Raw genomic sequence first — 23,605 nt, forward strand, 5'->3', positions numbered from 1 at the left:
ACCGCTGGTGCCTTCAAAAAAGCGGGATCCCGGGTCAAGCCCGGGATGACGAAGGTGAGTAGAGCTCATGGCAGCTCCCCACCCCGATGCCGACCTAACGCCCCCGAATAAACGCGCGGATATCGGCCGATAATTTGTGGCGGTCCTCGTCGCGGATATACATCATGTGGCCGGCGCCATAATATTGATATGAGATGCGATCCTGCGGGATGCCGGTGCGCGACAGCGCATATTCGGCGGCGAAAAAGGGCGTCGCGAAGTCGTAATAGCCCTGGCCGACGAAGACGCGCAGCCCGCTATTCTCGCGCAGCGCCTGCCCGATATAGGGCGCGACGTTGAGGTAGGCGTTGCTGTCGCGCCCGCCGATCCGCCAGTCCCACGGACCGACATTGCCGATCGACTGATATTCGCGGGTCGTCTTGAACCCCAAGGTGTCGCGGCTCCAGCTGTTGATCGCGGCAGTATAGCTCGCGTCGATGCCATAGAAGCTCGGATCATTGTCGGGGCTTTCGCCGGCATTGTCATAATCCTTGCCGGTGTAGCGGCTGTCGAGGCGGCCGATGGTCAGCCCGCGGTCGCGCAGCAATTCCTTGTAGAAGCGGTCGGGCGTCACGCGCAGGTCGGCGCTTTCGAGATAGGTTTCGCTCAGACCCGTGAAGCGCGCGAGTTCGCGGCGGATTTGGGCGCGTTCCTCGCCCTGCAACTTCTGACCCTTCAGCAGCGCCGAGGCATAGGGGCCGATCGCCCATTGTCGTGCTTCCTCGGCGAAAGCTTCGACCGAGGTGCCGCTTGCCTTGCCGTGGAACATCGCCGTCGTCGCCATCGACGGCAGGTTGGTGATATAGCTCAGCTCGTTGCCCGGCGTGTCGGCGCCGGCGGCGAAATCGAGCACGGTCGAGATGAGGATGATGCCGTTCAACGCGACGTCGTTGTACGTCTCGTTCATCAACTGGTTGGCGACCGCGGCCGATCGCGTCGTGCCATAGCTTTCGCCGCCGAGGAACTTGGGGCTGTTCCAGCGGCCGTTTTCATTGAGCCAGCGGCGGATCACCTCGGCGACGGCCTTGGCGTCCTGTGTCACCCCATAATAATCCTCGGGCTTCGCCTTGCCGATCAGGTGCGAAAAGCCGGTGCCCGGCGGGTCGATGAACACGACGTCGGTGACGTCGAGCAGCGCGTCGGGGTTGTCGACGATCGGATAGGGCGGGGCGCCGTCGTCGCGCGCGTCGCCGGGGATCGCGACGCGCTTCGGCCCGAATGCGCCCATCATCAGCCACACGGTGCCCGACCCCGGGCCGCCGTTGAACAGGAAGGTCACCGGGCGGCTGGGGTCGCGCGGTTCCTTGACATAGGCGGTGGTGACGATCGCCGCCTCGGCGACGTCATCCTGGTTCTTCAGGATCGTCTCGCCGATCGTCGCGGCATAGTTGACGCGCTGGCCGCCGAAAGTGCCGCTGAGCTTGGTGGTATGGACCTGCGGTTCATAGTCGTCGGCGGGCTTGTCGGCCTTGGCCTTCTGGCTCGCGGCGCCGTCTGCAGGCTTGTCCTGCGCGTGGAGGGCGGCGGGCACGGCAAAGGCGAGCGCCAGGGCGATGAGCGACAGACCCGATTTCATTCGACATTCTCCCCGTTAGGGCGCGGACGCTAAGCCGCGCGCGGGGAGGGGGCAAGGGTGCTGGTCGGCTCGATAGGGGCTTTGGTCGAAGGGTGGTCAGGCGGCCTTCTTGGGCTGCACCGATAATTCGAGACCCAGGGCATCAAGGACGGCGGTCAGCGTCTGTAGCGTCGGATTGCCATTTTCGGACAGCGCATTGTAGAGCGCCTGTCGTCCGAGTCCGGTCTGCCGCGCAATCTCGGTCATGCCCTTCGACCGGGCGACATCGCCCAGTGCGCCGGCAATATGTCTCGCGTCATTTCCTTCCATCGCCGCTTCAAGATAGTAGCGGATGTCCTCGGCGGTCTCGAGATAATCGGCCGGATCAAAGGGGAGCGTTTTCAATGCCATCATTCGCCTCCGTTGCCAGCGCCTTGGCCTTTGCAATGTCGCGCGCCTGACTGTCCTTGTCGCCGCCCGACAACAGCAAGAGCAGCCTGTCGCCCTGCCACATATAATAGATTCGATATCCAGGTCCGAAAGCGAAGCGCAATTCGTGCACATCGTCGCCGACGGACTTCGTGTCTCCCATATGGCCGAGCGCAAGCTTTTTAAGACGATCGACGATTCTGGGCATCGCCGACCGATCCCGCAACGTCCGCAGCCATTTTTCAAATTGCGGCGTTTGCCGAAACTGAATAACTTGTCCTGTATACAGGACATATGGGGAATTGTCAATCGGTTCGTCCATGGGCGATCATCCTTTCGCGGATCGCGTGCCATGGTACTTTGGCGGGTGTTACCGCCGTCAGCCAGTGGGGGAGGGGCTGGACTTGTCCGAAACGGACGCGATCACCGCCCCCACTTCGTCTTGCTTTGCTTCCCGAACCGCCCCTTGCGCGTCCCTGGCTTGCCCTCGTTCGAGCGCCCGACGCGCGGTGCGACCTGCTGGTCGGCGGGCAGGCCGAGCTCGTCGGCTTCCAATCGGCGGATCTCGTCGCGCAGGCGCCCGGCTTCCTCGAACTCCAGGTCTGCCGCTGCATCGCGCATCTTCTTTTCGAGGTCCTGAATATAGGCGCGCAGGTTATGCCCGACCATATGCGCCGGCTTGTCCTCGCCGATGTCGATCGTCACCTGATCCTTCGACGCGACATGCGCGATGATGTCGCCGATGTTGCGCTTGATCGTCGTCGGGGTGATGCCGTGCTCGGCGTTATACGCCTCCTGCTTTTCGCGGCGGCGGTCGGTTTCGCGCATCGCGCGTTCCATGCTGCCGGTGATGCGGTCGGCGTAGAGGATGACGCGGCCGTCGACGTTGCGCGCGGCGCGGCCGATCGTCTGCACCAGCGACGTTTCGCTACGCAAAAACCCCTCCTTGTCGGCGTCGAGGATCGCGACGAGCCCGCATTCAGGAATGTCGAGTCCTTCGCGGAGCAGGTTGATACCGACGAGCACGTCGAACACCCCGAGGCGGAGGTCGCGGATGATCTCGATGCGCTCCAGCGTCTCGACGTCCGAGTGCATGTAGCGGACCTTCAGCCCCGCTTCGTGGAGGAATTCGGTCAGATCTTCGGCCATGCGTTTGGTCAGCGTCGTGACGAGGGTGCGATATCCCGCCGCCGCGGTCGCCTTCGCTTCCATGATCAGGTCGTCGACCTGTTCCTCGACCGGCTTGATGAACACCGGCGGGTCGATGAGGCCGGTGGGGCGGATCACCTGCTCCGCGAACACGCCCTGCGTGCGGTCCATTTCCCACGTTCCCGGCGTCGCCGACACGCTGACCGTCTGGGGACGCATGACGTCCCATTCGGCAAAGCGCAGCGGCCGGTTGTCGATGCAGCTGGGCAGGCGGAAGCCATATTCGGCGAGCGTGATCTTGCGGCGGTGATCGCCCTTCGACATCGCACCGATCTGCGGGATCGTCTGGTGGCTTTCGTCGACGAAGAGCAGCGCATTATCGGGCAGATATTCGAACAGCGTCGGCGGCGGCTCGCCGGGCAGGCGGCCGGTCAGGAAGCGGCTGTAATTTTCGATCCCTGCGCAACTGCCCGTCGCGGCGATCATCTCAAGGTCGAAATTGGTGCGCTGTTCCAGCCGCTGCGCTTCGAGCAGGCGGCCCTCGGCTTCGAGTTCCTTCAAACGCTCGGCAAGCTCGTGGCGGATCGCCTCGCTCGCCTGCTTCAGCGTCGGGCCGGGGGTCACATAGTGGCTGTTCGCATAGATGCGGACATGGTTGAGGTTGGCGATCTTCTTGCCGGTCAGCGGGTCGAACTCGGTGATTTCCTCGATCTCGTCGCCGAAGAAGCTGACGCGCCAGGCCATATCTTCATAGTGCGACGGGAAAATCTCCAGAGAGTCCCCCCGCACGCGGAAATTGCCGCGCGCGAAGGCCTGGTCGTTGCGCTTGTACTGGAGCGCGACGAGTTTGCGAATGATCTCGCGATTGTCGGCCACCTGGCCCTTTTTGAGGTCGAAGATCATCGCCGAATAAGTCTCGACCGAACCGATGCCGTAGAGGCACGACACCGACGCGACGATGATCACATCGTCGCGTTCGAGCAACGCCCGCGTCGCCGAGTGGCGCATGCGGTCGATCGCCTCGTTTACCGAGCTTTCCTTCTCGATATAGGTGTCGCTGCGGGGAACATAGGCTTCGGGCTGGTAATAGTCGTAATAGCTGACGAAATATTCGACCGCATTGTTCGGGAAAAAGCTCTTGAACTCGCCATAGAGCTGCGCCGCGAGGATCTTGTTCGGGGCGAGGATCAGCGCCGGGCGCTGCAGTTCGTCGATGACCTTCGCCATGGTGAAGGTCTTGCCCGATCCGGTGACGCCGAGCAGCACCTGGTCGCGCTCGCCATCGAGGGCGGTCGAGACCAGTTCCTTGATCGCGGTCGGCTGGTCGCCCGCGGGTTCATAGTCGCTAACCAGTTCAAATCGCTTGCCGCCTTCGACCTTGTCGGGGCGCGCGGGACGGTGCGGCACATAGTCGGCCGCGGTTTCGATTTCATCGAGCGATGTACGAATCTGAATTGCCATTGCTGCCAATATGGTATCGATGGAGCGGGTCCACAATCGCAATGAATCACAACAAGAAGAGCCCCCGCATTAAAGTCACAGGAGACAGGGTATGAAAAAGATTATGACGATCGCGGCGCTCGGCATCGCGTTGGCCGTATCGGGCTGTGGCAAGAGCGAGAATGCCGGCGGAACCGTGAAGCGCGAAGCCGGTAACTGGAAGACCGACATCAAGCTGGTGAAGTTCGAAGTTCCCGGCATGCCCGAGGAAATGAAGTCGGGCATGAAGCAGATGATGGAAGGTGCCAGCGGCATGGACCAGTGCTTCACGCAGGAACAGGTCGACAAGGAGGATATCGCAGCCGAACTCGCCAAGGGCCCGGGCAATGGCGGCGAGTGCACCTGGTCGAAGAAGAATGTCAGCGGCGGCAAGGTTGATGTCGCGGGCACCTGCAAGGCGAATGGCCAGACCGTCGACATGGCGATGACCGGCACGATCGAGGCGAAGAAGAACGACGTCACGATCACCACCAAGGGCAAGATCCCGACGGGGGGCGACATGGAAATGGTCATGCAGATGACCAGCGTCCACACCGGCCCGTGCAAGCCGGCGGGCACCGCGAAGAGCTGATCGCGGTCCGGTTCGAAGACCGGGTTCAGGAAAAGGGGCGTTGGCTGCTGCCGGCGCCCCTTTTCCTTGGTCTGCCGATCTTTTCCTGACCTCTGTGCATCATCGTCGAAATTTGGCGCAACCATATATCGGGAAAGGGGTTTTCGCTTTGCTCAACAGGAGGATGGAGCCCATGAAGAAGTTCGTTACGGTTGCGGTAATCGGTGTTTCGCTGGCACTCGGTGGCTGCGGTAAGTCGGATAGCTCGGCGGATGCCGGCGCCGAAAAGACCAGCGGTGTAGGCGCATCGTCGTCGGGTCCGGTCAAACGCGAAGCCGGCAACTGGAAGACCGACGTGAAGCTGGTCAAATTCGATATGCCGGGCGTGCCCGCGAATATGAAGGACCAGATGGAAAAGCAGTTCGCCGCGGCGAGCGGGACCGAACAATGCGTTACGCAGGCACAGGTCGACCAGGAAAATGCGGCCGATGCGCTGTCGAAGGGTTTCGGCGAAGCCTGCACCTGGGCGAAGAAGGAGATCGGCGGCAGCAAGATCGACGTCGCTGGCACCTGCACCTCGAACGGCCAGAAGGTCGAGCTGGCGATGAACGGCACCATGGAGCCGAAGAAGAGCGACGTGCTCGTCACCTCCAAGGGTCCGGCGCCGACGGGCGGCCAGATGGAAATGCAGATGCAGGTCACCAGCACCAATATCGGTCCCTGCAAAAGCTGAGATCCGGGCATAGCCCTGTCTCAGGAGCGCGCGGCCGAACGGCCGCGCGCTTTTTTTGCGTGCGGAGCCGCGGCGGGAGTGACCATCATCGGCCGATTGTTGACGTTTATAACCATTGTCACCCCGGACTTGATCCGGGGTCACGCTTGAACTCGAAAACTGCAGAGCACTTCAAAAAAAGCGGGATCCCGGGTCAAGCCCGGGATGACAAATGGGGAGGGCCGAAAGCCGCCGGCGACGGTTAGTCAGCGTGGGAACGGTTGCTCCACCCCACGCAGACGCCACCCGAGCGCCGCGATCCAAATCGCGCGGCGTCTGGTGCCATTTTCGATACGATACTAAGCTTTATGCTTTCCGTATCGGCACAGCATGATAAAGCGATCCTGTAAGAAAGGTCGCAGAGGATTTCGAAGGGAAGCGGACTCGCCGGGTAGAAAGCAGGTGGGGCTGCATCCCACCCGGCGAAGTCTCAGTGCATGAAGCCGGAAGATATTCCGAACGGTGCCAGGGACCAGCTCGCACCTTTCGACCCACCGGCTTCAATCCGTCCAACTGAGATCATGTCTCAGACCAGACCGCGGCGCTGTGGGGGGACACCGCGACAATATGAAAATTACAGAAACCGGTGACAGATTGCAGTTACATGAGGTCACGTAGCGGGGTGTAGCAAGTTGATAACCGTTCGTTAACCTTGTTCGACGCTTTTCCGGGCCGTTTGCCGCGGCCGTTTTGAGATTTGAGGGAGCGTGGCGCGTTTGTTACCGTTACGAGGTAGTAACAATGGCTGGCTGCGTTTTGTGATTGGCGTATCTACCGCACCGCTCGTCGGAGCATTTGAGGGGTAGCATGGACCACGCGAAAGCGAACGATACACAGGATAGCGGCGAGACCGACCGGATCATCGTGCAGGAATGCGAGCGGCTGCTCGAATCGCCGATGTTCATCCGTTCGCCCGTCCTGTCGCGGCTCCTGCAATTCCTTGTCGAACATCGTCTGCGCGGCGGACGCAGTGCGCCCAAGGCCTATGCGATCGCAACCGAGGCGCTGGGCCGCAGCGCCGATTTCGATCCCGCAGTCGACAGCTATCCGCGCGTCATGGTCGGGCGCCTGCGCAGCCTGCTCGACCGCTATTATGCCGACACACCATGGGTCCACCGGCTGCGGGTGCCGCAGGGCAGCTATGAAGTCGTCGTCCAGCATCGCAACGCCCCCCCGGCGCGCTCGCCCGAAGAGCGGAGCGACGCGGCGGAGGGGACGGGCGCCGATCAGGCTGCGCCTGCCGATCGGCCGCCGCCCGGCGGGCCGTCGCGCGCCATATCCGGCCGGCATCCCCTGCGCTGGGCCGCCGCGATCGTGATCGTCGCGCTCGCACTGCTTGCCGGATGGTGGTTCACGGCCGGAAAGGGCAAATTGCTCGCCTCCGAGCCCGTCGCGATGCCGCTGCTCGACGTCAGCGCGCCGCTCGCGGGCGACAGCGGACCATCGCGCGCGCTTGCCCGCGCGCTCGATGGCAAGCTGCGCGACGGCCTTCGCCGCTTTGATCTCGTCGACCTCCGCAGTGCCGGCGCGCCGGGCGATACGGCGGCCGGAAGCCGCGTCGACTACCGCCTCGACACGTCGCTGGTGCGGACGCTCGAAGGCAATGTGGATGTCACGCTCGTGCTCAACCGCGTCGCCGACCAGCGTACCATCTGGTCGCAGCAGCTTCGTCTGACCGCCGACGAGGTGCCCGAATTTGCCGCGATCGACCCCGCGATCGCGCAGGTCGCTGGCGATTTCGGCGTGATCGTGCGCGACCAGGTTCAGCGCGAGCCCGACAATTTCAGTCCGGGCTTTCCGTGCCTCGCCCAGTTCAATCGCATGCGCCAGATGCGCCATGCGCAGGGGCGCGAGCAGGTCGACGCCTGCCTCCGCGTGTCGCTCAAGGCCAATCCGACCGATCCGGTGACGCTTACCGCGCTGTCGCTCCTGCGCTTTGGCGACTGGCAGCCGCGGCGGCAGACCAAGACCGGACAGCAAGCCTTCGCCGAGGCGCGGTCGTTTGCCGAACAAAGCTATCAGAACGGCCCGAGCAGTTCCGCCGGCCTGTTCGCGATGGCGCGCGCCAATTTCTATTCGGGCAATTGCGCCGCGGGTAATGCGATGGGCGACGGGGCGATCCGGCTCAATCCCTATGATGCCGATATCTCCGGCTTCCTCGGCCTGTTCAAGACGACCTGCGGCCAGATGGAGGAGGGGGAGGCGTTGCTGCGCCGGTCGCTCGCGCTCGATTCCTCCTATCCCGGCGTGCCCGCGGTAACGCTGGCCTTCCTGCTGTCGCAGCGCGGCGAGCAGGGTGAGGCGCTGTCGATCCTCGATCATATGCCGTCGCCGAGCAACATGGAGCCGCAATATCTGATGGTGCGTTCGGTCGTCCTGGCGAGGTCGGGCAACCTGCTCGAAGCGCGGCGCCAGTGGCAGCGCCTGCTCGACTATACGAAGCAGCCGGCCGCCGCGCCGCCCGAACAGGTGCTGCGCCAGTTCGTTATCACCCCCGTGGTGATCCAGCGCGCCTCCGCGGCGCTGCGCGAAGCGGGCGTGGCGCCTGCGACGAAACCCCTGCCGTGAAACACTTGCCTTGATGGTGCGATATCAGGCAGAAAGCACGCGGCGCCAACCATCCGGCGCCAGCCCTCTTGCCAGCCCCGCCGCCGCGCACTAGGGCAAACCCCGACATTCACGGCTTAGTCAGAAAAGGAATAGCGCATGAGCGATTCGGCCGAAAAGGTTAAAAAGATCGTCGTCGAACATCTGGGCGTCGAAGCCGACAAGGTCACCGAAGAAGCGAGCTTCATCGATGATCTGGGCGCAGACAGCCTCGACATCGTCGAACTGGTGATGGCGTTCGAAGAAGAATTCGGCGTCGAAATCCCCGACGATGCGGCGGAGAAGATCGCGACCGTCAAGGATGCGATCGACTATATCGAAGCGAACAAGGGCTAATATGGCTCTGTCCGGCGTGGCCGGACGCGGCGGCGACGCCGCCCACGCGTTTCCGGCTTCCCGGTCCCGAGCGTTCGCGCGCAGTGGCCGGGAAGCTTTTTTTATGGATATGCGTCTTCTGAAATGACGCGGCACCCCGCGGGGACGGGGGCCGATGAAAGGAACGATTATGCGCCGGGTTGTGGTGACGGGTTTGGGTTTGGTGACGCCGCTTGGCGCCGACGTGGAAACCACGTGGAAAAATCTGATCGCCGGCAAATCGGGCGCCGGTACCATCACCCATTTCGACGCATCGGACCAGAAATGCACGATCGCGTGCGAGGTCAAGGGCCCCGACCATGAATATGGCTTCGACCCCGGCAAGCGCGTCGACCACAAGGTGCAGCGCCAGGTCGATCCGTTCATCATCTTCGGCATCGACGCCGCGGGCCAGGCGCTCGAGGATGCGGGCCTCACCGATCTTACCGAAGAACAGAAGGTGCGCGCCGGCTGCTCGATCGGATCGGGCATCGGTGGCCTGCCGGGCATCGAGAGCGAAAGCCTGCTGCTCGCCGAAAAGGGGCCGGGCCGCGTCTCGCCGCACTTCGTCCATGGCCGCCTGATCAACCTGATCTCGGGCCAAGTCAGCATCAAATATGGCCTGAAAGGTCCGAACCACGCCGTCGTCACCGCCTGTTCGACCGGCGCGCATTCGATCGGCGACGCGGCGCGGATGATCAAGGACGACGATGCCGACATCATGCTCGCGGGCGGCGCCGAGGCGACGATCTGCCCGATCGGCATCGCCGGCTTCGCCCAGGCGCGCGCGCTCAACATGAGCTACAACGACCGCCCCGAACAGGCGAGCCGCCCCTATGACAAGGACCGCGACGGCTTCGTGATGGGCGAAGGCGCGGGCGTCGTCGTGCTCGAGGAATATGAGCATGCCAAGGCGCGCGGCGCCAAGATCTACGCCGAAGTCGTCGGCTATGGCCTGTCGGGCGACGCCTATCACGTCACCGCGCCCGATCCCGAAATGGACGGCGCCTTCCGCTCGATGAGCGCGGCGCTCAAGAAGGCGGGCATGACCCCCGCCGACATCGACTATATCAACGCGCACGGCACTTCGACAATGGCCGACACGATCGAACTCGGCGCGGTGAAGCGCCTGTTCGGCGACGCGATGGGCAATGTATCGATGAGCTCGACCAAGTCCGCCATCGGACATCTGCTCGGCGGTGCCGGCGCAGTCGAGACGATCTTCTGCATCCTGGCGATTCGCGACCAGATCGTCCCGCCGACGCTCAACCTCGACAATCCCGACGAAGGCACCGAGGGTGCCGACCTCGTCCCGCACGTCGCGAAAAAGCGCAAGGTCAAGGCGGCGCTCAACAACAGCTTCGGTTTCGGCGGCACCAACGCCAGCCTGATCGTCAAGGCGGTCGAAGACTGATTTCTTTCGTCATTGCGAGCGGCGAAGCCGCGTGGCAATCCAGAGTGTGCGCTAACCGCTCTGGATTGCTTCCCCCGGCTTTCGCCGGGGTCGCAATGACGGGAAGGGGACCAGGGTAAAGTCATCATATTCTAAGCGCCGAATAGGGAGAATCTGGTGCATTCGTTCCGTTGGCTGACGATTGCGATCTTGGCCCTGTTGCTCGCCGCCTGTTCGGGTGGCGCGCCGCGCGATGCCGTGGTCGTCATTCCGCAGGGGGCGAGCATCGCGAAGGCGGGCGAACTTCTCGAAACCGCGGGGGCGGTATCTGCCTCGGACTTCCGTAACCAGGCGCGCTTCTTCGGCTCCGACGACCCGATCAAGCCCGGCGAGTATAAGATCGAAAAGGGGATGGACGCAGGCGACATCCTGAAATTGCTCCAGTCGGGCAAGACGATCCAGCGGCTGGTGATGATCCCCGAGGGCATGCCCTCGATCATGGTGTGGGACCGGCTGATGGCCGAGCCGCGGCTGAAGGGCAAAATCCCGGTGCCCGCCGAAGGCAGCATCCTTCCCGACAGCTATGCCTTCACCACCGGCGAAAGCCGCGCCGCCGTGGTCAAACGCATGCAGGCGGCGATGGACAAGGCGTTCGCCGAACTGTGGAAGAAGCGCAGCCCGCGCACCGCGGTCAAGGATCGCAACGAGGCAATGACGCTCGCCTCGATCGTCGAGAAGGAAACCGGCGTCGCCGCCGAGCGCCGCACCGTCGCGGGCGTCTACACGAACCGCCTCGCGGTCGGCATGAAGCTTCAGGCCGACCCGACGATCATCTATCCGATCACCAGGGGCAAACCGCTCGGCCGCCGTATATTGCGCTCCGAAATCCAGGCGGTGAACGGATATAACACCTACAGCATGATCGGCCTGCCCAAGGGACCGATCGCCAACCCCGGCAAGGCCTCGATCGCCGCGGTGCTTGACCCCGAGGCGAACGACTATCTCTTCTTCGTCGCCAAGGGCGACGGCGGCCACATCTTCGCGCGGACGCTGTCCGAACATAATGCCAATGTGCAAAAATGGTACCAGCTGCGGCGCGAGCGCGGGGAGATGGAATAACCGCGCGGTTCGAGGAAGGGATTCGAATGACCACGGCAAAGCTCTTCCTCCACGGCGTCCCCGACAGCCCCGCCATCTGGCGCCCGCTGCTCGCCATACTCGACCTTGGCGCGACCCCCGTCGCGGTTCCCGCGCTCCCGGGCTTCACCGCTCCGCTCCCCGCCGGCTTCCCCGCGACGAAGGAAGCCTATGCCGGCTGGGCGATCGGGCAAGCCGAAGCGCTGTTCGCGCAACATGGCCCGATCGACATCGTCGGCCACGACTGGGGCGCCCTGATCACCCAACGCGCCGCGATGCTGCGCCCCGATCTGATCCGGAGCTGGGCGATATCGAACGCCGTTATCGATCCCGATTATCGCGGGCACCGCCTCGCGCGCATCTGGAATACCCCGGTGCTCGGCGAAATCTTCATGGCGCTGAGCAAGCCCGCGAAGCTTGCCGAGGGGCTCGCGGCGGCGGGCATGCCCGCCGACATCGCTGCCGAAGAGGCCGTACAATGGGCGAACAAGGACAAGCGGCGCGCGATCCTGAAGCTCTACCGCTCGGCGAAGGGGCTGAGCTTCGCGCACGACTGGGCGCTCGACATCCCGAAACTGCCCGCGAACGGCGCGCTGGTCTGGGGCGAAGGCGATCCCTATGTCGAGTTGTCGGTTGCGCAACGCTACGCCGCGAACACCGGCACGCCACTGACCGTGATCGACGGGGCCGGGCATTGGGCCATTGCCGAGCGCCCGCACGCGGTGGCGGCGGCGCTCACGGCTTTCTGGAACGGGCTTTGATCGATATATCCGATCATTGTGAGCGGCGCACTCAATTTGACCCCGGTGTCATTCTTTGGTTGAGGGGATGCGCGCTGGCATCCCGCAGAGCCGCGCGATAGCCGGCCCGGACATCCCCCCTCCCGTCCCGGCCGCTGGCGCCGTGCCCATCATCGTGACCGCGACGATGGGCACGGCGGACCAGCGTCGGTTCGATGCGCTGCGCGCCGCGCATTTTCCATCCGATCGCAACCATCTTACGGCGCATATCACGCTCTTTCACCAGCTGCCGCCGTCGTGCCGCGACGAGTTGACCCGGCTGATCCGCGCGATCGCCGGCGACACGCCGCCGCCCGCCGCGATGCTTCGCGAGGTCTATTCGCTCGGTGGCGGGGTCGCGTACCGGATCGAGAGCGCCGACCTGCTCGCAATCCGTGAACGCATCGCCGATCGCTTCTTCGGCGCCCTCTCCGCGCAGGATCGGGGCACGCCGCGCCTTCATATCACGGTCCAGAACAAGGTGGCGCCGGGGCAGGCAAGGGCGCTGCTCGCCGAACTGTCGGATGCGTTCCGCCCCGGCCCGCTCCCGATCGCGGGACTCGCCGCGCATGACTATCGCGGCGGCCCGTGGGAGCCAGTGTTTGCGGCTAATTTTCGGGGGCGGCGCGCATGATATTGACCGCGGCTGCGGCCGTGCCTATAGGCGCTGCTCGCCCACGCGGCGACCCTTTGGGGCGGAGTAGCTCAGCTGGTTAGAGCACCGGAATCATAATCCGGGTGTCGGGGGTTCAAGTCCCTCCTCCGCTACCAATAAAATCCGGGCCTTTCTGTCGATTTCAGCCACTTTGGCCAGCGGAACAAGCCGGAAACGGTTTGCATCGTGTCGATATGTGCGCCGGTTCTTACTCATTAGCCTTCCTGGCGCCCTAGGTCGGCGATAGCGCCCGCCATGTCCCGCGGCATCTCCGTGCGATGGGCGGCCGACGTCAGCGCGGTGCCAGCAGCCGGTCCAGCCCAGCCTCTTCGGTGCCGGTTTTTTGAAGGCGCGGATAGCGCAGGCCGCCGCTGTAGTTGATGGCGACATCGCGGTAGCGCGTGCCGCTTTTCACCAGCAGTCTGATCGGCGTATTCGTCCCTTTTGCGCCCTTGATCGCCTCGATCAGCCGCTCCTCCGAATATTCGCGGCCGGCCACCGCGACCAGGGTGTCGGCGACATCCAGGCCCGCTTCAAACGCCGGCGAATCCCATGTTACCGCGCTGATCGCTCCCGCTTTTCCCATCACCAGCCCCAGCGAATAGCTGAGGTCGGTTTGACTGCGGCTCTTCTGCAGATTTTTGAACGCCGCGGTCGGCTCGTCGGTATACACGAGACGATACCCATTGGTGTCGAAACCCGATAGCGGGGCGCGCGCGTCCAGACCCTCGAGCCGCGCCCTTAGCAGGCTCGCCCAGTCATAGGGGTGAACGGCGTTCAGCGTCGCGACCACCTGATCGAAATCATAGGTCAGCACGCCCCAATCCCCGTCGCGCATTCCGAAAAAGGCGTGCGCGAAATCATCGAGCGATTTTGTTCCGCCCGACTGTTTGCGCAGGGTCGCATCGACCTCGAGCCACAATAGCAGGCCTTCGTTGTAATAATCCTCCGACCGCTGCCAGCTGACCCAGCCTTTCGGACGGCGCCGCGCGATGATGGGATCGTTGGTGGTGTCGATCAACGGCCGCCATGTCCGGGCCGGGCGATTGTCGAGGTTGGCGGCGATGTTCGCCAGCATATCGAGTGTATCCTGTTTCGATACCATCCCCGACCGTGCCTGAAGGACATATCCCCAAAATTGGGTCTGTCCCTCGTAAACCCAGAGCAGGGAATCGCGCATCGGCGTCCTGAAATCCGCCGTCCATGCATCGGCGCCGCGGCGAAACTTGCCATTCCAGCTGTGGGTCAGTTCATGCGGCAGCAGATTGCGCGATCCCGGTCCGTCTGCCCATTTGGTGAAGTAACCCGGCTTGACCCCGTTTTCGGAACTGCGGTGATGCTCCAGCCCGATTCCGCCCAGCTCGTCGCTGATGGCCAGCAGAAACTCATAACGGTCATAATGCTGGGCGCCGAACAGCTTCGCCGACTGTTCCACGAGCTTTCGATGTGCTTCGATCTGCTCGGGTTTCGCTTCCAGCTCTCCCGGCTCGTCGGCAAAGACATTGAGGTCCACCCGATCGGACAATTTCCATTCGCGATAATATCGGCCCGCAAAGACCGGTGAATCGACGAGCGTCTCATAGTCCGTCTTTTCATACACATAATCGCGCCCCTGCCGCTTGGCAGGCAGTCCGGCGACCGCGACCCAGCCTTCGGGATAGGTCGCCGTGACCTGCACCGGAATGCGGCGGGTAAAATATCCTGCGGGATAGAGGCTGACATGATTCCATTGCAGGTTCAGCATGTTCGGCGCGACCACGATGCGGCCCTGATCGGGTTTGGTCGGGGAGGTGAATTGAAACTCGATATCCAATTGGCTCGCGCCTCGCGGCACCTCGATATGGAACGCCCACATGTCCACCGGGTCGCGCGTCCAGCGGACCGGCTTGCCGCCCGCCCCGATTTTCAACCCGGTCAGCTTCTCAATCTGTCCGGCGGCCGAATGCGCGCCTGGAAGCCATGCCGGCGACAGCAGCACCATCGGTCCGGCCCTGGTCACCGGAATCGTCTGTTTCACGCGAAAAATCGCCTGCTGCACGTCGGTCGCGTCGACTTTCAGCGTCATCATCCCCGGGAAATCGACATCGCGCGCAGCGGGTATCCGGTCCTCGATCGGCACCGGCTGCGGCGCGGAATTCCGAGCGGTGGCGGGTGTCGCGAAGAGCAGGGCGGCAAGAGCAAGCGGGCGAAGCATGGAAAGCGTTCCGATCAGGGGTCGATCCGGTGCTACCGCAACCGGGAGGCGGCGACTCTAGCGAAGGGCAGGCGGTTTGGTCCGGGCGATCCACGGCGAGGCTTGCTCATAAGCATGGCCCAGTTGGAGAACCGCGAGGTCGGCATTGCGCGGACCGATCAGCTGGATGCCGATCGGCAGGCGATGCGCGCCGCCGAAGCCGGCGGGGATTGCCAATACCGGCAATCCGGCCATCGTCGGGGGAAGGGTAACCTCCATCCACCGATGGTATGAGTCCATCTTGATCCCCGCAATCTCGCGCGGCCAATGTTGCTCCGCCTCGAAGGGGAAGACTTGCGCCGTCGGCAACGCGAGAAAGTCGAACGTCTCGAATGCTTTGCGAAATGCCTCGAAAATCCGCGTCCGTCCTTCCGAGGCTTTGGTCAGTTCCGGGGCGGTCAACCGTTTGTAGCCCTCCACCTCCCAGACGGCCTCGGCTTTCATTTGCCGCTGCTTCTCCGGATCGTCATAATAACCCTCCAGATCCGCCCCGACCGACCAATGGCGCAGCGTCACGGCAGTGCGCCACATCGCGCCCGGATCTTCTGCCAATTGCGCTGCGTCGACCCGCATCCCGATGGCGCGAAAGGCAGACAGTGCCTGTTCGCAGGTCTGCATGATACCCGCCTCCATCGGCAGCGCGCCGCCGAGATCGCCGAGCCAGCCGATACGCTTGCCCTTCCAGTCGCGGTCGAGCGGCTGAGCGAATATCGCCGGATCGTCCTGTTGCGCGAAGGGCGCGCGCTTGTCCGGCCCCGCCTGCACCGACAGGAGCAGCGCCAGATCGCTTACGCTTCGGGCCATCGGACCCGAGGTCGCAAAATTTTGCCAGAACAGGTCGCTGTTCGGAATCGACGGCACGCGGCCCCACGACGGGCGGAATCCGAAGATATTGTTCCAGCCGGCGGGATTGCGGAGCGACCCGCCGAAGTCGCTGCCGTCGGCGAGCGGGACCATTCGCAAGGCGAGCGCAACCGCCCCGCCGCCGGTGCTGCCGCCCGCCGACTTCCGCGGGTCGAAGGCGTTGCCCGTCGTCCCGAAAACGGGGTTGTACGAATGCGATCCCAGTGCAAACTCGGGGACGTTGGTCTTGCCGACGAAGATCGCCCCGGCATTGCGCATCCGGCCGACAACCAGCGAGTCCGCCGACGGTACATTGTCCTTCAGGATCGGTGAGCCTTGGGTGAACCGGAGCCCCTTCGCCGCAGCCGTGTCCTTGACCGCGTGCGGAAAGCCGTGAAGTACGCCCCCGAAGCGGCCCGCCGCCGCTTCCTCGTCCATTGCGGCCGCCTGCTTGAGCGCATCCTCGCGGCCGATGCGCGACACGATCGCATTATATTCCGGGTTCAGCGCATCCACCCGGGCGATGTGCGCCGCCATCAGTTCGCGCGCGGACACATCCTTCTTCGCCAGCGCGCGCGCCAGCGCCACCGCGCTCATGTCGAGAAGGTCACTCATCTGACCAGCTCCCCTTTCCGCGGCCAGCGCCGGGCCGGCGGCGACGAGCGCAGGCACGGCCGCCAATATCTCGCGGCGGGTGGGCCCGGCAGGAATATGGGCGCTCTTCATCCGGTCTATCTCCTGTCACAAATGCTCGTCGTACCAGGCAAGCACCCGGCGCTGTATGTCGAGCTGGTGCTCATATTCGAATATCCTGTGCGGTTCGCGCGGATAGGCGATCATCCGGGCCTCTTTCCCCAGCAGGCGCAAGCCGCGATAAAAGCCCTGGCCTTGCGCAAGCGGTACACGCCGGTCTTCCTGTCCGTGCAGGACGAGGACCGGCGTGGTCACGCGATCGACCGCCCGCATCGGTGACGATGCGTCCATCTGAGCGATGCCGGAAGGCGGCATGCCGAAATAGGATGTGATGAAATCGGGCGTATCGGTCGCGAGTGCCGCACTATACTGGTCGGTCAGGGCGGCGCCGACCACCGCCGCCTTGAACCGCGTGTCGTGCGTCACGGCCCAGGACGTCATGAAACCGCCATAGCTCCAGCCGCCGATTCCCAATCGTGCCGGATCGGCGATCTTGCGTTCGACCAGCAAATCGAGGCCGTCGGTAATATCCCGATAGTCGCGGGTGCCCCAACCGCCGACGACGCCGCGCGCAAAGCCGGTTCCCTGGCCGGCAGAACCGCGCGGGTTGGGAAGCAACACGACATAGCCGTGGCTCGCCAGCACCTGTGCCCAGTCGATCCAGCTTCCCTGCCAGCTTGTTGCCCAGCTGTCGTGCGGCCCGCCGTGCGCGAGAACAACCGTCTTTGCCGGGGTGCCGGGAACATGGCCAGGCGGCGTGACGAGCACGCCGTAGATCGGCCGGCCATCGAGGCTGCTCTTCCAGCTGAGCTCCTCGGTCCTGCCGATTTTCCATCGGCGCATCTGGGGATTGATGTCGGATACGAGCCGCAATTTGCCGCTCGCGTAAACCCAGATATCGGCGGCGCGATCGGGCTGGCTGCCGGCAAGCGCGATACTGCCGTCATCGGCAACGGAAAAATCTCCGATCCGTCCGTCAAAGGCAATCAGCGGGCTGAAACGGCCGGTCGCAACATCGACGCGAAACAGCGTGTCGCGCGTATGGACGACCGTTCGGGCGAGCAGCGTGCGATTGTCGGTGGACCATTGTACCTCGCGGATCGTTCCGTCGATGGTCGCGCCAAGCTGCTTGACGGCCCCGGTGTCGATATCGGCGACGAAGGCACGGATCCCGATCAGCCCCTCTTCGGGGGCGGTGAAAGCGAGGCGTTTTCCGTCGGGGGACCAGCTTCCGGTGCTGAAAACATTGTCGAACAGCTTTTTCTGAACCTGGCCCGTGGCGGCATCCAGCACCAGCAGTTCGGAATGATAGAAGAGATCGTTAAGACCCGATGTGGCGGCGGCCCGAACCGCCAGGCGCTTGCCATCGGGGGCCCAGCTCACCTCCGAGATATTGCGCTGTGCCACGGCGACCTGCCGCAGGCTGCGCGAAGCCAGGTCGAGAATCCACAGTTGCGCAAGGTCCTGTGGCGCATCGATCTCGACCCAATCGCGCTTCGCCGCCCGTTCGGCTTTTGCCTGAGCGGAAAGCGGAGGCGGCGCAAGGAATGCAATGCTGCGTCCGTCGGGAGACCAGCGAAAACCGGCAATGTCGCGCCCGATTGCCGTCAAGGACTGCGCCTCGCCGCCGCCCTTGGCAGGGACCAGCCACAGCTGCCGGGACGGTTCGACAGCCGGGGGCGCGCCGCTGTCGAACCGGTTCGAGAGGAAGGCGATGCTGCTGCCATCGGGTGACCATTGCGGACTGCGTTCCAGCACCGCATCGCCGCCCGTCAAACGGCGGGCGGGCGTGCTCCTGTCTGCCGGCGCGACCCATATCTCGGACCGGGAAGGGCGCGAGTTGGCGATTGTCGGCTGGGTGACATAAAGGATCTGCCGGCCATCGGGTGATATCTCCAGATCGCCGACATCGGTGAGACCCATGATGTCATCGGGAACGATCGGCTGCGACCGGACGGCCCGGTCCGGATTCTCGGCGCGGGCGGGTTCGGATAGGGCGGGGCCGAGAGACGCGGCGACGACCATCAGGCACCCGGCAAGCATATTTGTCCGCAACGGCCCCGATCGACGCAGCGTGCCGCCATGGGTCATATCATCAAACTCCAAATCAACATGATATCCGGACCATTTGCCGGGGGAATTCCGCGGCGGAGGTGGTCTCCGTCCGCGGAAGCCCGTATCTGTCCGGCGTTCACCTGCGGCGAGCCGATACCGGTCCCCTCAAGGTCAGAACTCCAGCCGCGCGCCGACCGACATATAACGCCCGACCACGTCATAATAGGGCGAGAAACCCGAACTGAGCGGCGGGGCCTTGTCGAACAGATTGGAGATGCTTCCGTAGAGTTCGAAATCCTTGCCTTCGCTGACGGGGATCTTCTGGCTCAGTTGCAGGTCGACATAAGTATAGGCCGGGATGCGGTTGTTCGTCAGCGCGGGAAGCGTGCTGTTCCAGAATCCGGAGGAAATATAGCGGGCCCGCACCGTGCCGCTGAAGCCATCGCTCGCATAGCTTATCGAGGCATTCGCCCTGATCCGGGGGACGCCGTTGACGAAGGCGGTTCCTTGCGTCTTCACATAGTCGATCTTCGTGACGCCATCGTCGGTGCTGAAATTATTCACCCACGTTCCGATCAGGCGAAAGATGACCCGCCCGTTGGCCGCGTTGTTGACCGGCATGGAATAGGCCACCTCTGCATCGACACCATCGGTCTTGAACTCCGAGAGATTAACCTGCGAGGATGAAATGCTGTCGATCAGACCGTCGCTGCCGCGGGTGATGTAGCGGCAAAGGCTCGTGTTGCCGGCGAAGCAGCGATCGACGATGGCCTGTCCCCCGATCGAGGTAATGACATCCTTGATCGAAATGTTGAAATAGTCGATCGAAGCCGTCAATCCCCGCATCGGCGCGGTCGTAAAACCGGCGGTCCAGGTATCCGCACGCTCGGGTTCGAGCGTCGCGTTGCCGCCGCCGTAGACGAGCGTGCTGTTGCTGCCGTTGCCCGGATTCTGCGGATCGATAATGCCGATGTAGCCAACGGTCGGTGTCGAATAAAGCTCGGTCAGGTTGGGGGCGCGAATGTCGCGCGAGCGGGTGACGCGCCCGATCACGCCCGGCACGAACTCGTTGGTCAGGCCGACTTTCCACGACCAGATCGTGCCGCTGGTATTGTAATCGGACGCCCGTACCGCGCCGTTCAGTTCCAGCTTGCGGAGCAGCGGCACGTCCTTGACGACCGGGACGACGATTTCGCCGAATGCCTCCTTGATATTATATTTGCCGCTGAAGCCGCTGAAAAAGAAGGTGCTGAAGGCTTGAGCGGCGTCGAGTTCGCCGACTTTGGCGGCCGTCGAGAGATTGCGGCCCTCTGCACCGATCGCGATCGACACGGGGCCGGCGGGAAGCTCGAAAGGCTCGCCGCGCAAGGACACGCCATAGGTATCGAGCTTGTCGAGGACGTCCGACCTCGGCGTCCCTGTCACATAATCGATCGCAGCCTGCGAGGGGGCGCCCACGCCGAACAGGTTGATCGGTACGCAGCCGCTATTCGGATTGGTAAGCGTGATGCGGCAGATCGGGTCGTCGGTGGCCGGGTCGATCACCGAGTCGACGGCTCTCGCAAAATTCTGGGTGATCAGGAAGCCGGGGGTACGCAGCTTGTTGCGATATTCGCCGTGGCTGTAATAGGCGCTATACCGCCAACGTCCGTCGCCGAAGCTGCCGTCGAGTGCGATCGAGCCCTGGATGTTACGCCGGTCGACATCGACATCGGCGAACGAAAGATCGTCGTTGAAGCGGGAAAGCGTGAAGCTTGTCTGTCCCGCGTTCGCCATCGCCAGCCGCGCGGCGTCGTTCAGATATGCGTTGTCGGAGTTGATGGTAATATTGTCGCTATGGCTGCCGAACCAGACATAGTGGTTATAATAGCGCGAGTAGCGCATATCGACACTGAGCTTGAGCGTATCAGTCAGTTCGTACGACGCCTTGGCCATCACCGCATAGCGCCGTTGCGGGGTGATCAAGACGCTTATGTCATCGTTGGAAGCGCCTTCGCCGCCGATCATGTTGGAGCCGACGATGGTTCCGAGGTTGGGCGTGCGCAGGCTTCCGTCGGGGTTGAAGCCAAATCCCTTGAGCACGCCCGACGTGATGAAACCGCCCCTCAAACGGGTCGCATGGCCGACGTCGGGCGTAAGTGTATTGTTGACGTTGGCAAAGCGCGCCGTATTTTTGCGGGCGGTTTTGGGAACGATGCCGTCATTGTCGACATATTCCGCGCCGATCACGAAGTGCCCGCGCCCGTCGGCGAAGGAGGTGCCGAACTTGCCCTCGAACCGGATCTGCCGCGCATCACCGCGTGACGATATTCCGGCCTCCGCGCCCAACCGAATGCCTTCATAACCGCCATCGGTAATCATGTTGACCACCCCGGCAACGGCATCGGAACCCCAGGCCGCGGAAGCGCCGCCGGTTACGATATCGACGTTTTCGATCATGATCGAGGGCACGGTGTTCAGATCGTCGCTGACCAGGCGTCGGCCGTCGAGCAGGATGAGCGAACGCCTGTCACCAAGGCCGCGGATGTTGATCGGAAAGCGGCCGGCATCTGTATTCGTGCTCGACGTTTGCGGCGACGCTGCCGCCTTGAATTGCGGCAGGTCGGCGAGCGCCGCGCCGATGTTGGTCCGGCTCACGATCTGCAGATCTTCCTGCGTCAGGCGTAGCAGCGGGGTAGGGGATTCAAAGCCCGGGCGATCGATGCGGGTGCCGGTAACGACGATGTCGCCGCCGCTCTCCTGACCCTGGGCCTGAGCGGCTTCATCGGCGTTCGCGTCGGGGGCGGATTGCGCTGCTGCGAACCCCGGAGTCCCGGTGGCGAAAAGAGCGGCCGAACAACCGGCGAACCAGATCGCCTTGCGTCCCGCACGAGACTTCCTCTGCAACATATGATCCCCTTCCCAAAGTCTGTTTTCCCGGCGCTCTGCGGCGCAAGGCGGAGTGCGTCTTCGCGACTCCGGCGCTGCAATATACAAAAATTACCGCCAATGGCAATCATGGTATACGCATATTTCAAATTACCTATATCAAGTATACCAAATTGTGCAATTTATGCGACCATGTAGACGCTTCGGGCGAAGCCAAAATGTCATGGCGCATACACGATCCGCCATTATGCGCTGCACGAGAACACAAGATTGCCGAGGGCCAAAAAGATTGTACAATTATGGGCGCCTGTCAGGGGAGATCGGATGACCAACACGCATGCAAACGAACCGTTGCTTTCCGAGCGTATACGCCGATCGCTGGCGGACGAGATCGCGACGGGCGCACTGCGTCCCGGGACGCAGCTCGACGAGCAACAGGTCGCCCAGCGTTTTGGAACGTCCCGGACGCCGGCTCGCGAGGCGCTGCGTCAACTGGCGATGGATGAACTGGTAGAGGTCCGTCCGCGGCGCGGCGCCGTCGTAGCCGAATTATCGGTCGAGCGATTGATCGACATGTTCGAAATGTCCGCCGAAATGGAGGCGCTCTGCGTCCGGCTGGCGAGCAATCGCATGCATCCGCTCGAACGGGTCCGTCTTGCCCGCCTGCACGAAAGTTCGGCCGCCCTGATTGAGGCGGGGGATGTCGAGGCTTATGCGGCGTTCAATCTCGCCTTTCACGAAGCAATCTACAGCGCAACGCACAACAGCTACATCGCGGAGCAGGCGCTGGCTTTGCGCAACCGCATGGCGGGCTTCCGCCGTGCCCAGATGTTCGAACCCCAACGTTTCCGCCGTTCGTTTGAGGAGCATCGCGATATTCTCGACGCCGTCATGCGCGGCGATGGCGAAGAGGCGGCGCGGCGTATGCGCGCGCATCTGATGAATGCCGCCGGTGCGCTCGAACGCCATGCGGCCACGCTGAGCGCGAGCGGCGAGGATGTCGAAGCCTAGCGGCCGAGCGGGACAATCCGGGACCGGCGGATATTGGCGGGGCGCTGCGCCGAGGAACCAGTCTATTGACCGCCGGCGCCAGTCGATAACGCGCCCTAGGGTCAGGACCCATTAATTCCGCATTCGAGGCGTCGAAATGGCGAAGATATCGGGCCTGGGCGGGTGCAGCGGGTAGCATCGCTACCCGCAAGGCCGCCCAGGCCTGAGATCGAAGCCATTTCGGCGTCGCTTCGCGATTTGACCGATTTTGCCCAGAGCAGCGTCGAAAAGCCTTGAAATATTGACATATTCCTTCGCCTTTTCTCCTCGCTCTGAGCAAAATCGCTTCAAACCTCGAACGCGGAATTAATGGGTCCTGACCCTAGCCATCACAATCTTTCGGTGTTGAATCGCGTCATCCAGGCGGCCGTTGCGGTGTCGGGCAGGCGCGCCAGTATATTTTTCAGCACATCGGGTTTTTCATCCTGCCCCAGTTTGAATTTGCCTGACCGGCTGACCACGCGGGCCCGGAACCCCACGATCTTCTTCATCATCGTCTGATAGCGTGGGCCGAGTTCGCCGGCATGCCAAGGCTCGTGGCGCCCTCGCTCCATCTCGTCGATCAGCATCGTCAGAGCCGATCCGGTGAAAGCATCGTCGAACATGATTTCCGCTTCGATGCGCAACTGCGCGTAATTCCATGTCGGGGCCCAATCGCGCAGGCGAGCGTGTTCAGGGCTGATATAGGCATCGGGTCCCTTGAAAAGGATGGATGCGCGAGGTCGCCGTTCCAGCGCGGAATGAAGCGGATTCAATCGCATGAGATGCCCGATCAGTTCGACAAGCTTTCCCTGTTCGTCATAGCGCCCGACGAGCGGAAGGAGGCTTGCCTCCATGCCGTCCGCGCCATCGGCGCAAACCCACGCCAGCGGATAGGCGTCGAGCAACGCGCGTATATCGGCGTCATCGAACCGCTCGAATATCGACATCCGGTTTCTCCTTTA

General features: G+C 63.1%; 18 protein-coding genes and 1 tRNA gene. 10 read left to right on the forward strand and 9 right to left on the reverse strand.

Annotation, left to right across the window (positions count from 1 at the left end):
* Positions 1 to 94: 94 nt before the first annotated feature.
* The 4 genes from FHR22_RS02315 to uvrB form a co-directional block, all read right to left on the reverse strand.
* Positions 95 to 1,615, reverse strand: coding sequence for a S10 family peptidase (locus FHR22_RS02315; protein ID WP_166938488.1), 1,521 nt, complete (start codon positions 1,613 to 1,615; stop codon positions 95 to 97).
* A gap of 96 nt (positions 1,616 to 1,711) precedes the next feature.
* Complete coding sequence (locus tag FHR22_RS02320; RefSeq protein WP_208417453.1) at positions 1,712 to 2,005, reverse strand: addiction module antidote protein; 294 nt, start codon at positions 2,003 to 2,005, stop codon at positions 1,712 to 1,714.
* Complete coding sequence (locus FHR22_RS02325) at positions 1,980 to 2,345, reverse strand: type II toxin-antitoxin system RelE/ParE family toxin (protein WP_166938493.1); 366 nt, start codon at positions 2,343 to 2,345, stop codon at positions 1,980 to 1,982. Before FHR22_RS02325 ends, FHR22_RS02320 begins: the two co-directional genes overlap by 26 nt.
* A 101-nt stretch (positions 2,346 to 2,446) precedes the next feature.
* On the reverse strand, positions 2,447 to 4,633 hold the full coding sequence (gene uvrB / locus FHR22_RS02330) for an excinuclease ABC subunit UvrB (protein ID WP_166938495.1): 2,187 nt from the start codon (positions 4,631 to 4,633) through the stop codon (positions 2,447 to 2,449).
* A 91-nt stretch (positions 4,634 to 4,724) separates the two neighbouring features.
* Here uvrB and FHR22_RS02335 point away from each other — a divergent pair, with 91 nt between their 5' ends.
* The 9 genes from FHR22_RS02335 (at position 4,725) to FHR22_RS02375 (ending at position 13,035) form a co-directional block, all read left to right on the forward strand.
* The gene (locus tag FHR22_RS02335) at positions 4,725 to 5,243 is read left to right on the forward strand and encodes a DUF3617 domain-containing protein (protein WP_166938497.1); all 519 of its coding nucleotides are present in this window, start codon (positions 4,725 to 4,727) and stop codon (positions 5,241 to 5,243) included.
* Positions 5,244 to 5,415: 172 nt separating this feature from the next.
* Complete coding sequence (locus FHR22_RS02340; RefSeq protein ID WP_166938500.1) at positions 5,416 to 5,955, forward strand: DUF3617 domain-containing protein; 540 nt, start codon at positions 5,416 to 5,418, stop codon at positions 5,953 to 5,955.
* 846 nt (positions 5,956 to 6,801) lie between these two features.
* Positions 6,802 to 8,562 (forward strand): tetratricopeptide repeat protein, encoded by a 1,761-nt coding sequence (locus tag FHR22_RS02345; protein WP_166938502.1) that lies wholly within the window; start codon positions 6,802 to 6,804, stop codon positions 8,560 to 8,562.
* Positions 8,563 to 8,700: 138 nt separating this feature from the next.
* On the forward strand, positions 8,701 to 8,937 hold the full coding sequence (locus tag FHR22_RS02350; RefSeq protein ID WP_003039428.1) for an acyl carrier protein: 237 nt from the start codon (positions 8,701 to 8,703) through the stop codon (positions 8,935 to 8,937).
* A gap of 169 nt (positions 8,938 to 9,106) precedes the next feature.
* Complete coding sequence (gene fabF / locus FHR22_RS02355; protein ID WP_166938505.1) at positions 9,107 to 10,369, forward strand: beta-ketoacyl-ACP synthase II; 1,263 nt, start codon at positions 9,107 to 9,109, stop codon at positions 10,367 to 10,369.
* A 156-nt stretch (positions 10,370 to 10,525) separates the two neighbouring features.
* On the forward strand, positions 10,526 to 11,467 hold the full coding sequence (gene mltG, locus FHR22_RS02360; protein WP_166938508.1) for an endolytic transglycosylase MltG: 942 nt from the start codon (positions 10,526 to 10,528) through the stop codon (positions 11,465 to 11,467).
* Positions 11,468 to 11,493: 26 nt separating this feature from the next.
* A complete protein-coding gene (locus FHR22_RS02365) occupies positions 11,494 to 12,246 on the forward strand; it encodes an alpha/beta fold hydrolase (protein WP_166938510.1) in 753 nt (250 codons plus the stop codon).
* A 166-nt stretch (positions 12,247 to 12,412) separates the two neighbouring features.
* Positions 12,413 to 12,898, forward strand: a complete 486-nt coding sequence (locus FHR22_RS02370) for a 2'-5' RNA ligase family protein (RefSeq protein ID WP_166940672.1) — start codon at positions 12,413 to 12,415, stop codon at positions 12,896 to 12,898.
* 60 nt (positions 12,899 to 12,958) lie between these two features.
* Positions 12,959 to 13,035 (forward strand) — tRNA-Met (locus tag FHR22_RS02375).
* A gap of 176 nt (positions 13,036 to 13,211) precedes the next feature.
* Here FHR22_RS02375 and FHR22_RS02380 read toward each other — a convergent pair.
* The 4 genes from FHR22_RS02380 to FHR22_RS02395 form a co-directional block, all read right to left on the reverse strand.
* Positions 13,212 to 15,113 (reverse strand): M61 family metallopeptidase, encoded by a 1,902-nt coding sequence (locus tag FHR22_RS02380; protein ID WP_166938512.1) that lies wholly within the window; start codon positions 15,111 to 15,113, stop codon positions 13,212 to 13,214.
* Positions 15,114 to 15,170: 57 nt separating this feature from the next.
* On the reverse strand, positions 15,171 to 16,721 hold the full coding sequence (locus tag FHR22_RS02385; RefSeq protein ID WP_208417454.1) for an amidase: 1,551 nt from the start codon (positions 16,719 to 16,721) through the stop codon (positions 15,171 to 15,173).
* Between the two features lie 15 nt (positions 16,722 to 16,736).
* Positions 16,737 to 18,779, reverse strand: a complete 2,043-nt coding sequence (locus FHR22_RS02390) for a S9 family peptidase (RefSeq protein ID WP_166938514.1) — start codon at positions 18,777 to 18,779, stop codon at positions 16,737 to 16,739.
* 135 nt (positions 18,780 to 18,914) lie between these two features.
* Positions 18,915 to 21,632: a TonB-dependent receptor domain-containing protein gene (locus FHR22_RS02395; protein ID WP_166938517.1), complete on the reverse strand. Its 2,718-nt coding sequence runs from the start codon at positions 21,630 to 21,632 to the stop codon at positions 18,915 to 18,917.
* A 303-nt stretch (positions 21,633 to 21,935) separates the two neighbouring features.
* On the opposite strand from FHR22_RS02395, the gene FHR22_RS02400 reads away from it, so the two are divergent.
* Positions 21,936 to 22,622 carry a GntR family transcriptional regulator gene (locus tag FHR22_RS02400; protein ID WP_166938519.1) on the forward strand — a complete coding sequence of 229 codons (687 nt, stop codon included), beginning with the start codon at positions 21,936 to 21,938 and terminating at the stop codon, positions 22,620 to 22,622.
* Between the two features lie 368 nt (positions 22,623 to 22,990).
* Here the strand turns inward: FHR22_RS02400 and FHR22_RS02405 are convergent, their stop codons facing one another.
* Positions 22,991 to 23,590, reverse strand: coding sequence for an FMN-binding negative transcriptional regulator (locus FHR22_RS02405; protein WP_166938522.1), 600 nt, complete (start codon positions 23,588 to 23,590; stop codon positions 22,991 to 22,993).
* Positions 23,591 to 23,605: the final 15 nt, after the last annotated feature.

Origin of the sequence: Sphingopyxis panaciterrae (genome assembly GCF_011762125.1) — a bacterium.
Taxonomy (GTDB): domain Bacteria; phylum Pseudomonadota; class Alphaproteobacteria; order Sphingomonadales; family Sphingomonadaceae; genus Sphingopyxis; species Sphingopyxis panaciterrae.

Coding starts and splice junctions, on each gene's coding strand:
- FHR22_RS02320 (WP_208417453.1), bottom strand. CDS start 2,005: ATGGCATTGAAAACGCTCCCCTTTGATCCGGCCGATTATCTCGAGACC.
- FHR22_RS02380 (WP_166938512.1), bottom strand. CDS start 15,113: ATGCTTCGCCCGCTTGCTCTTGCCGCCCTGCTCTTCGCGACACCCGCC.
- FHR22_RS02365 (WP_166938510.1), top strand. CDS start 11,494: ATGACCACGGCAAAGCTCTTCCTCCACGGCGTCCCCGACAGCCCCGCC.
- FHR22_RS02345 (WP_166938502.1), top strand. CDS start 6,802: ATGGACCACGCGAAAGCGAACGATACACAGGATAGCGGCGAGACCGAC.
- FHR22_RS02400 (WP_166938519.1), top strand. CDS start 21,936: ATGACCAACACGCATGCAAACGAACCGTTGCTTTCCGAGCGTATACGC.
- FHR22_RS02315 (WP_166938488.1), bottom strand. CDS start 1,615: ATGAAATCGGGTCTGTCGCTCATCGCCCTGGCGCTCGCCTTTGCCGTG.
- fabF (WP_166938505.1), top strand. CDS start 9,107: ATGCGCCGGGTTGTGGTGACGGGTTTGGGTTTGGTGACGCCGCTTGGC.
- FHR22_RS02390 (WP_166938514.1), bottom strand. CDS start 18,779: ATGACCCATGGCGGCACGCTGCGTCGATCGGGGCCGTTGCGGACAAAT.
- FHR22_RS02340 (WP_166938500.1), top strand. CDS start 5,416: ATGAAGAAGTTCGTTACGGTTGCGGTAATCGGTGTTTCGCTGGCACTC.
- FHR22_RS02385 (WP_208417454.1), bottom strand. CDS start 16,721: ATGAAGAGCGCCCATATTCCTGCCGGGCCCACCCGCCGCGAGATATTG.
- FHR22_RS02350 (WP_003039428.1), top strand. CDS start 8,701: ATGAGCGATTCGGCCGAAAAGGTTAAAAAGATCGTCGTCGAACATCTG.
- FHR22_RS02370 (WP_166940672.1), top strand. CDS start 12,413: ATGGGCACGGCGGACCAGCGTCGGTTCGATGCGCTGCGCGCCGCGCAT.
- FHR22_RS02395 (WP_166938517.1), bottom strand. CDS start 21,632: ATGTTGCAGAGGAAGTCTCGTGCGGGACGCAAGGCGATCTGGTTCGCC.
- uvrB (WP_166938495.1), bottom strand. CDS start 4,633: ATGGCAATTCAGATTCGTACATCGCTCGATGAAATCGAAACCGCGGCC.
- FHR22_RS02325 (WP_166938493.1), bottom strand. CDS start 2,345: ATGGACGAACCGATTGACAATTCCCCATATGTCCTGTATACAGGACAA.
- FHR22_RS02405 (WP_166938522.1), bottom strand. CDS start 23,590: ATGTCGATATTCGAGCGGTTCGATGACGCCGATATACGCGCGTTGCTC.
- FHR22_RS02335 (WP_166938497.1), top strand. CDS start 4,725: ATGAAAAAGATTATGACGATCGCGGCGCTCGGCATCGCGTTGGCCGTA.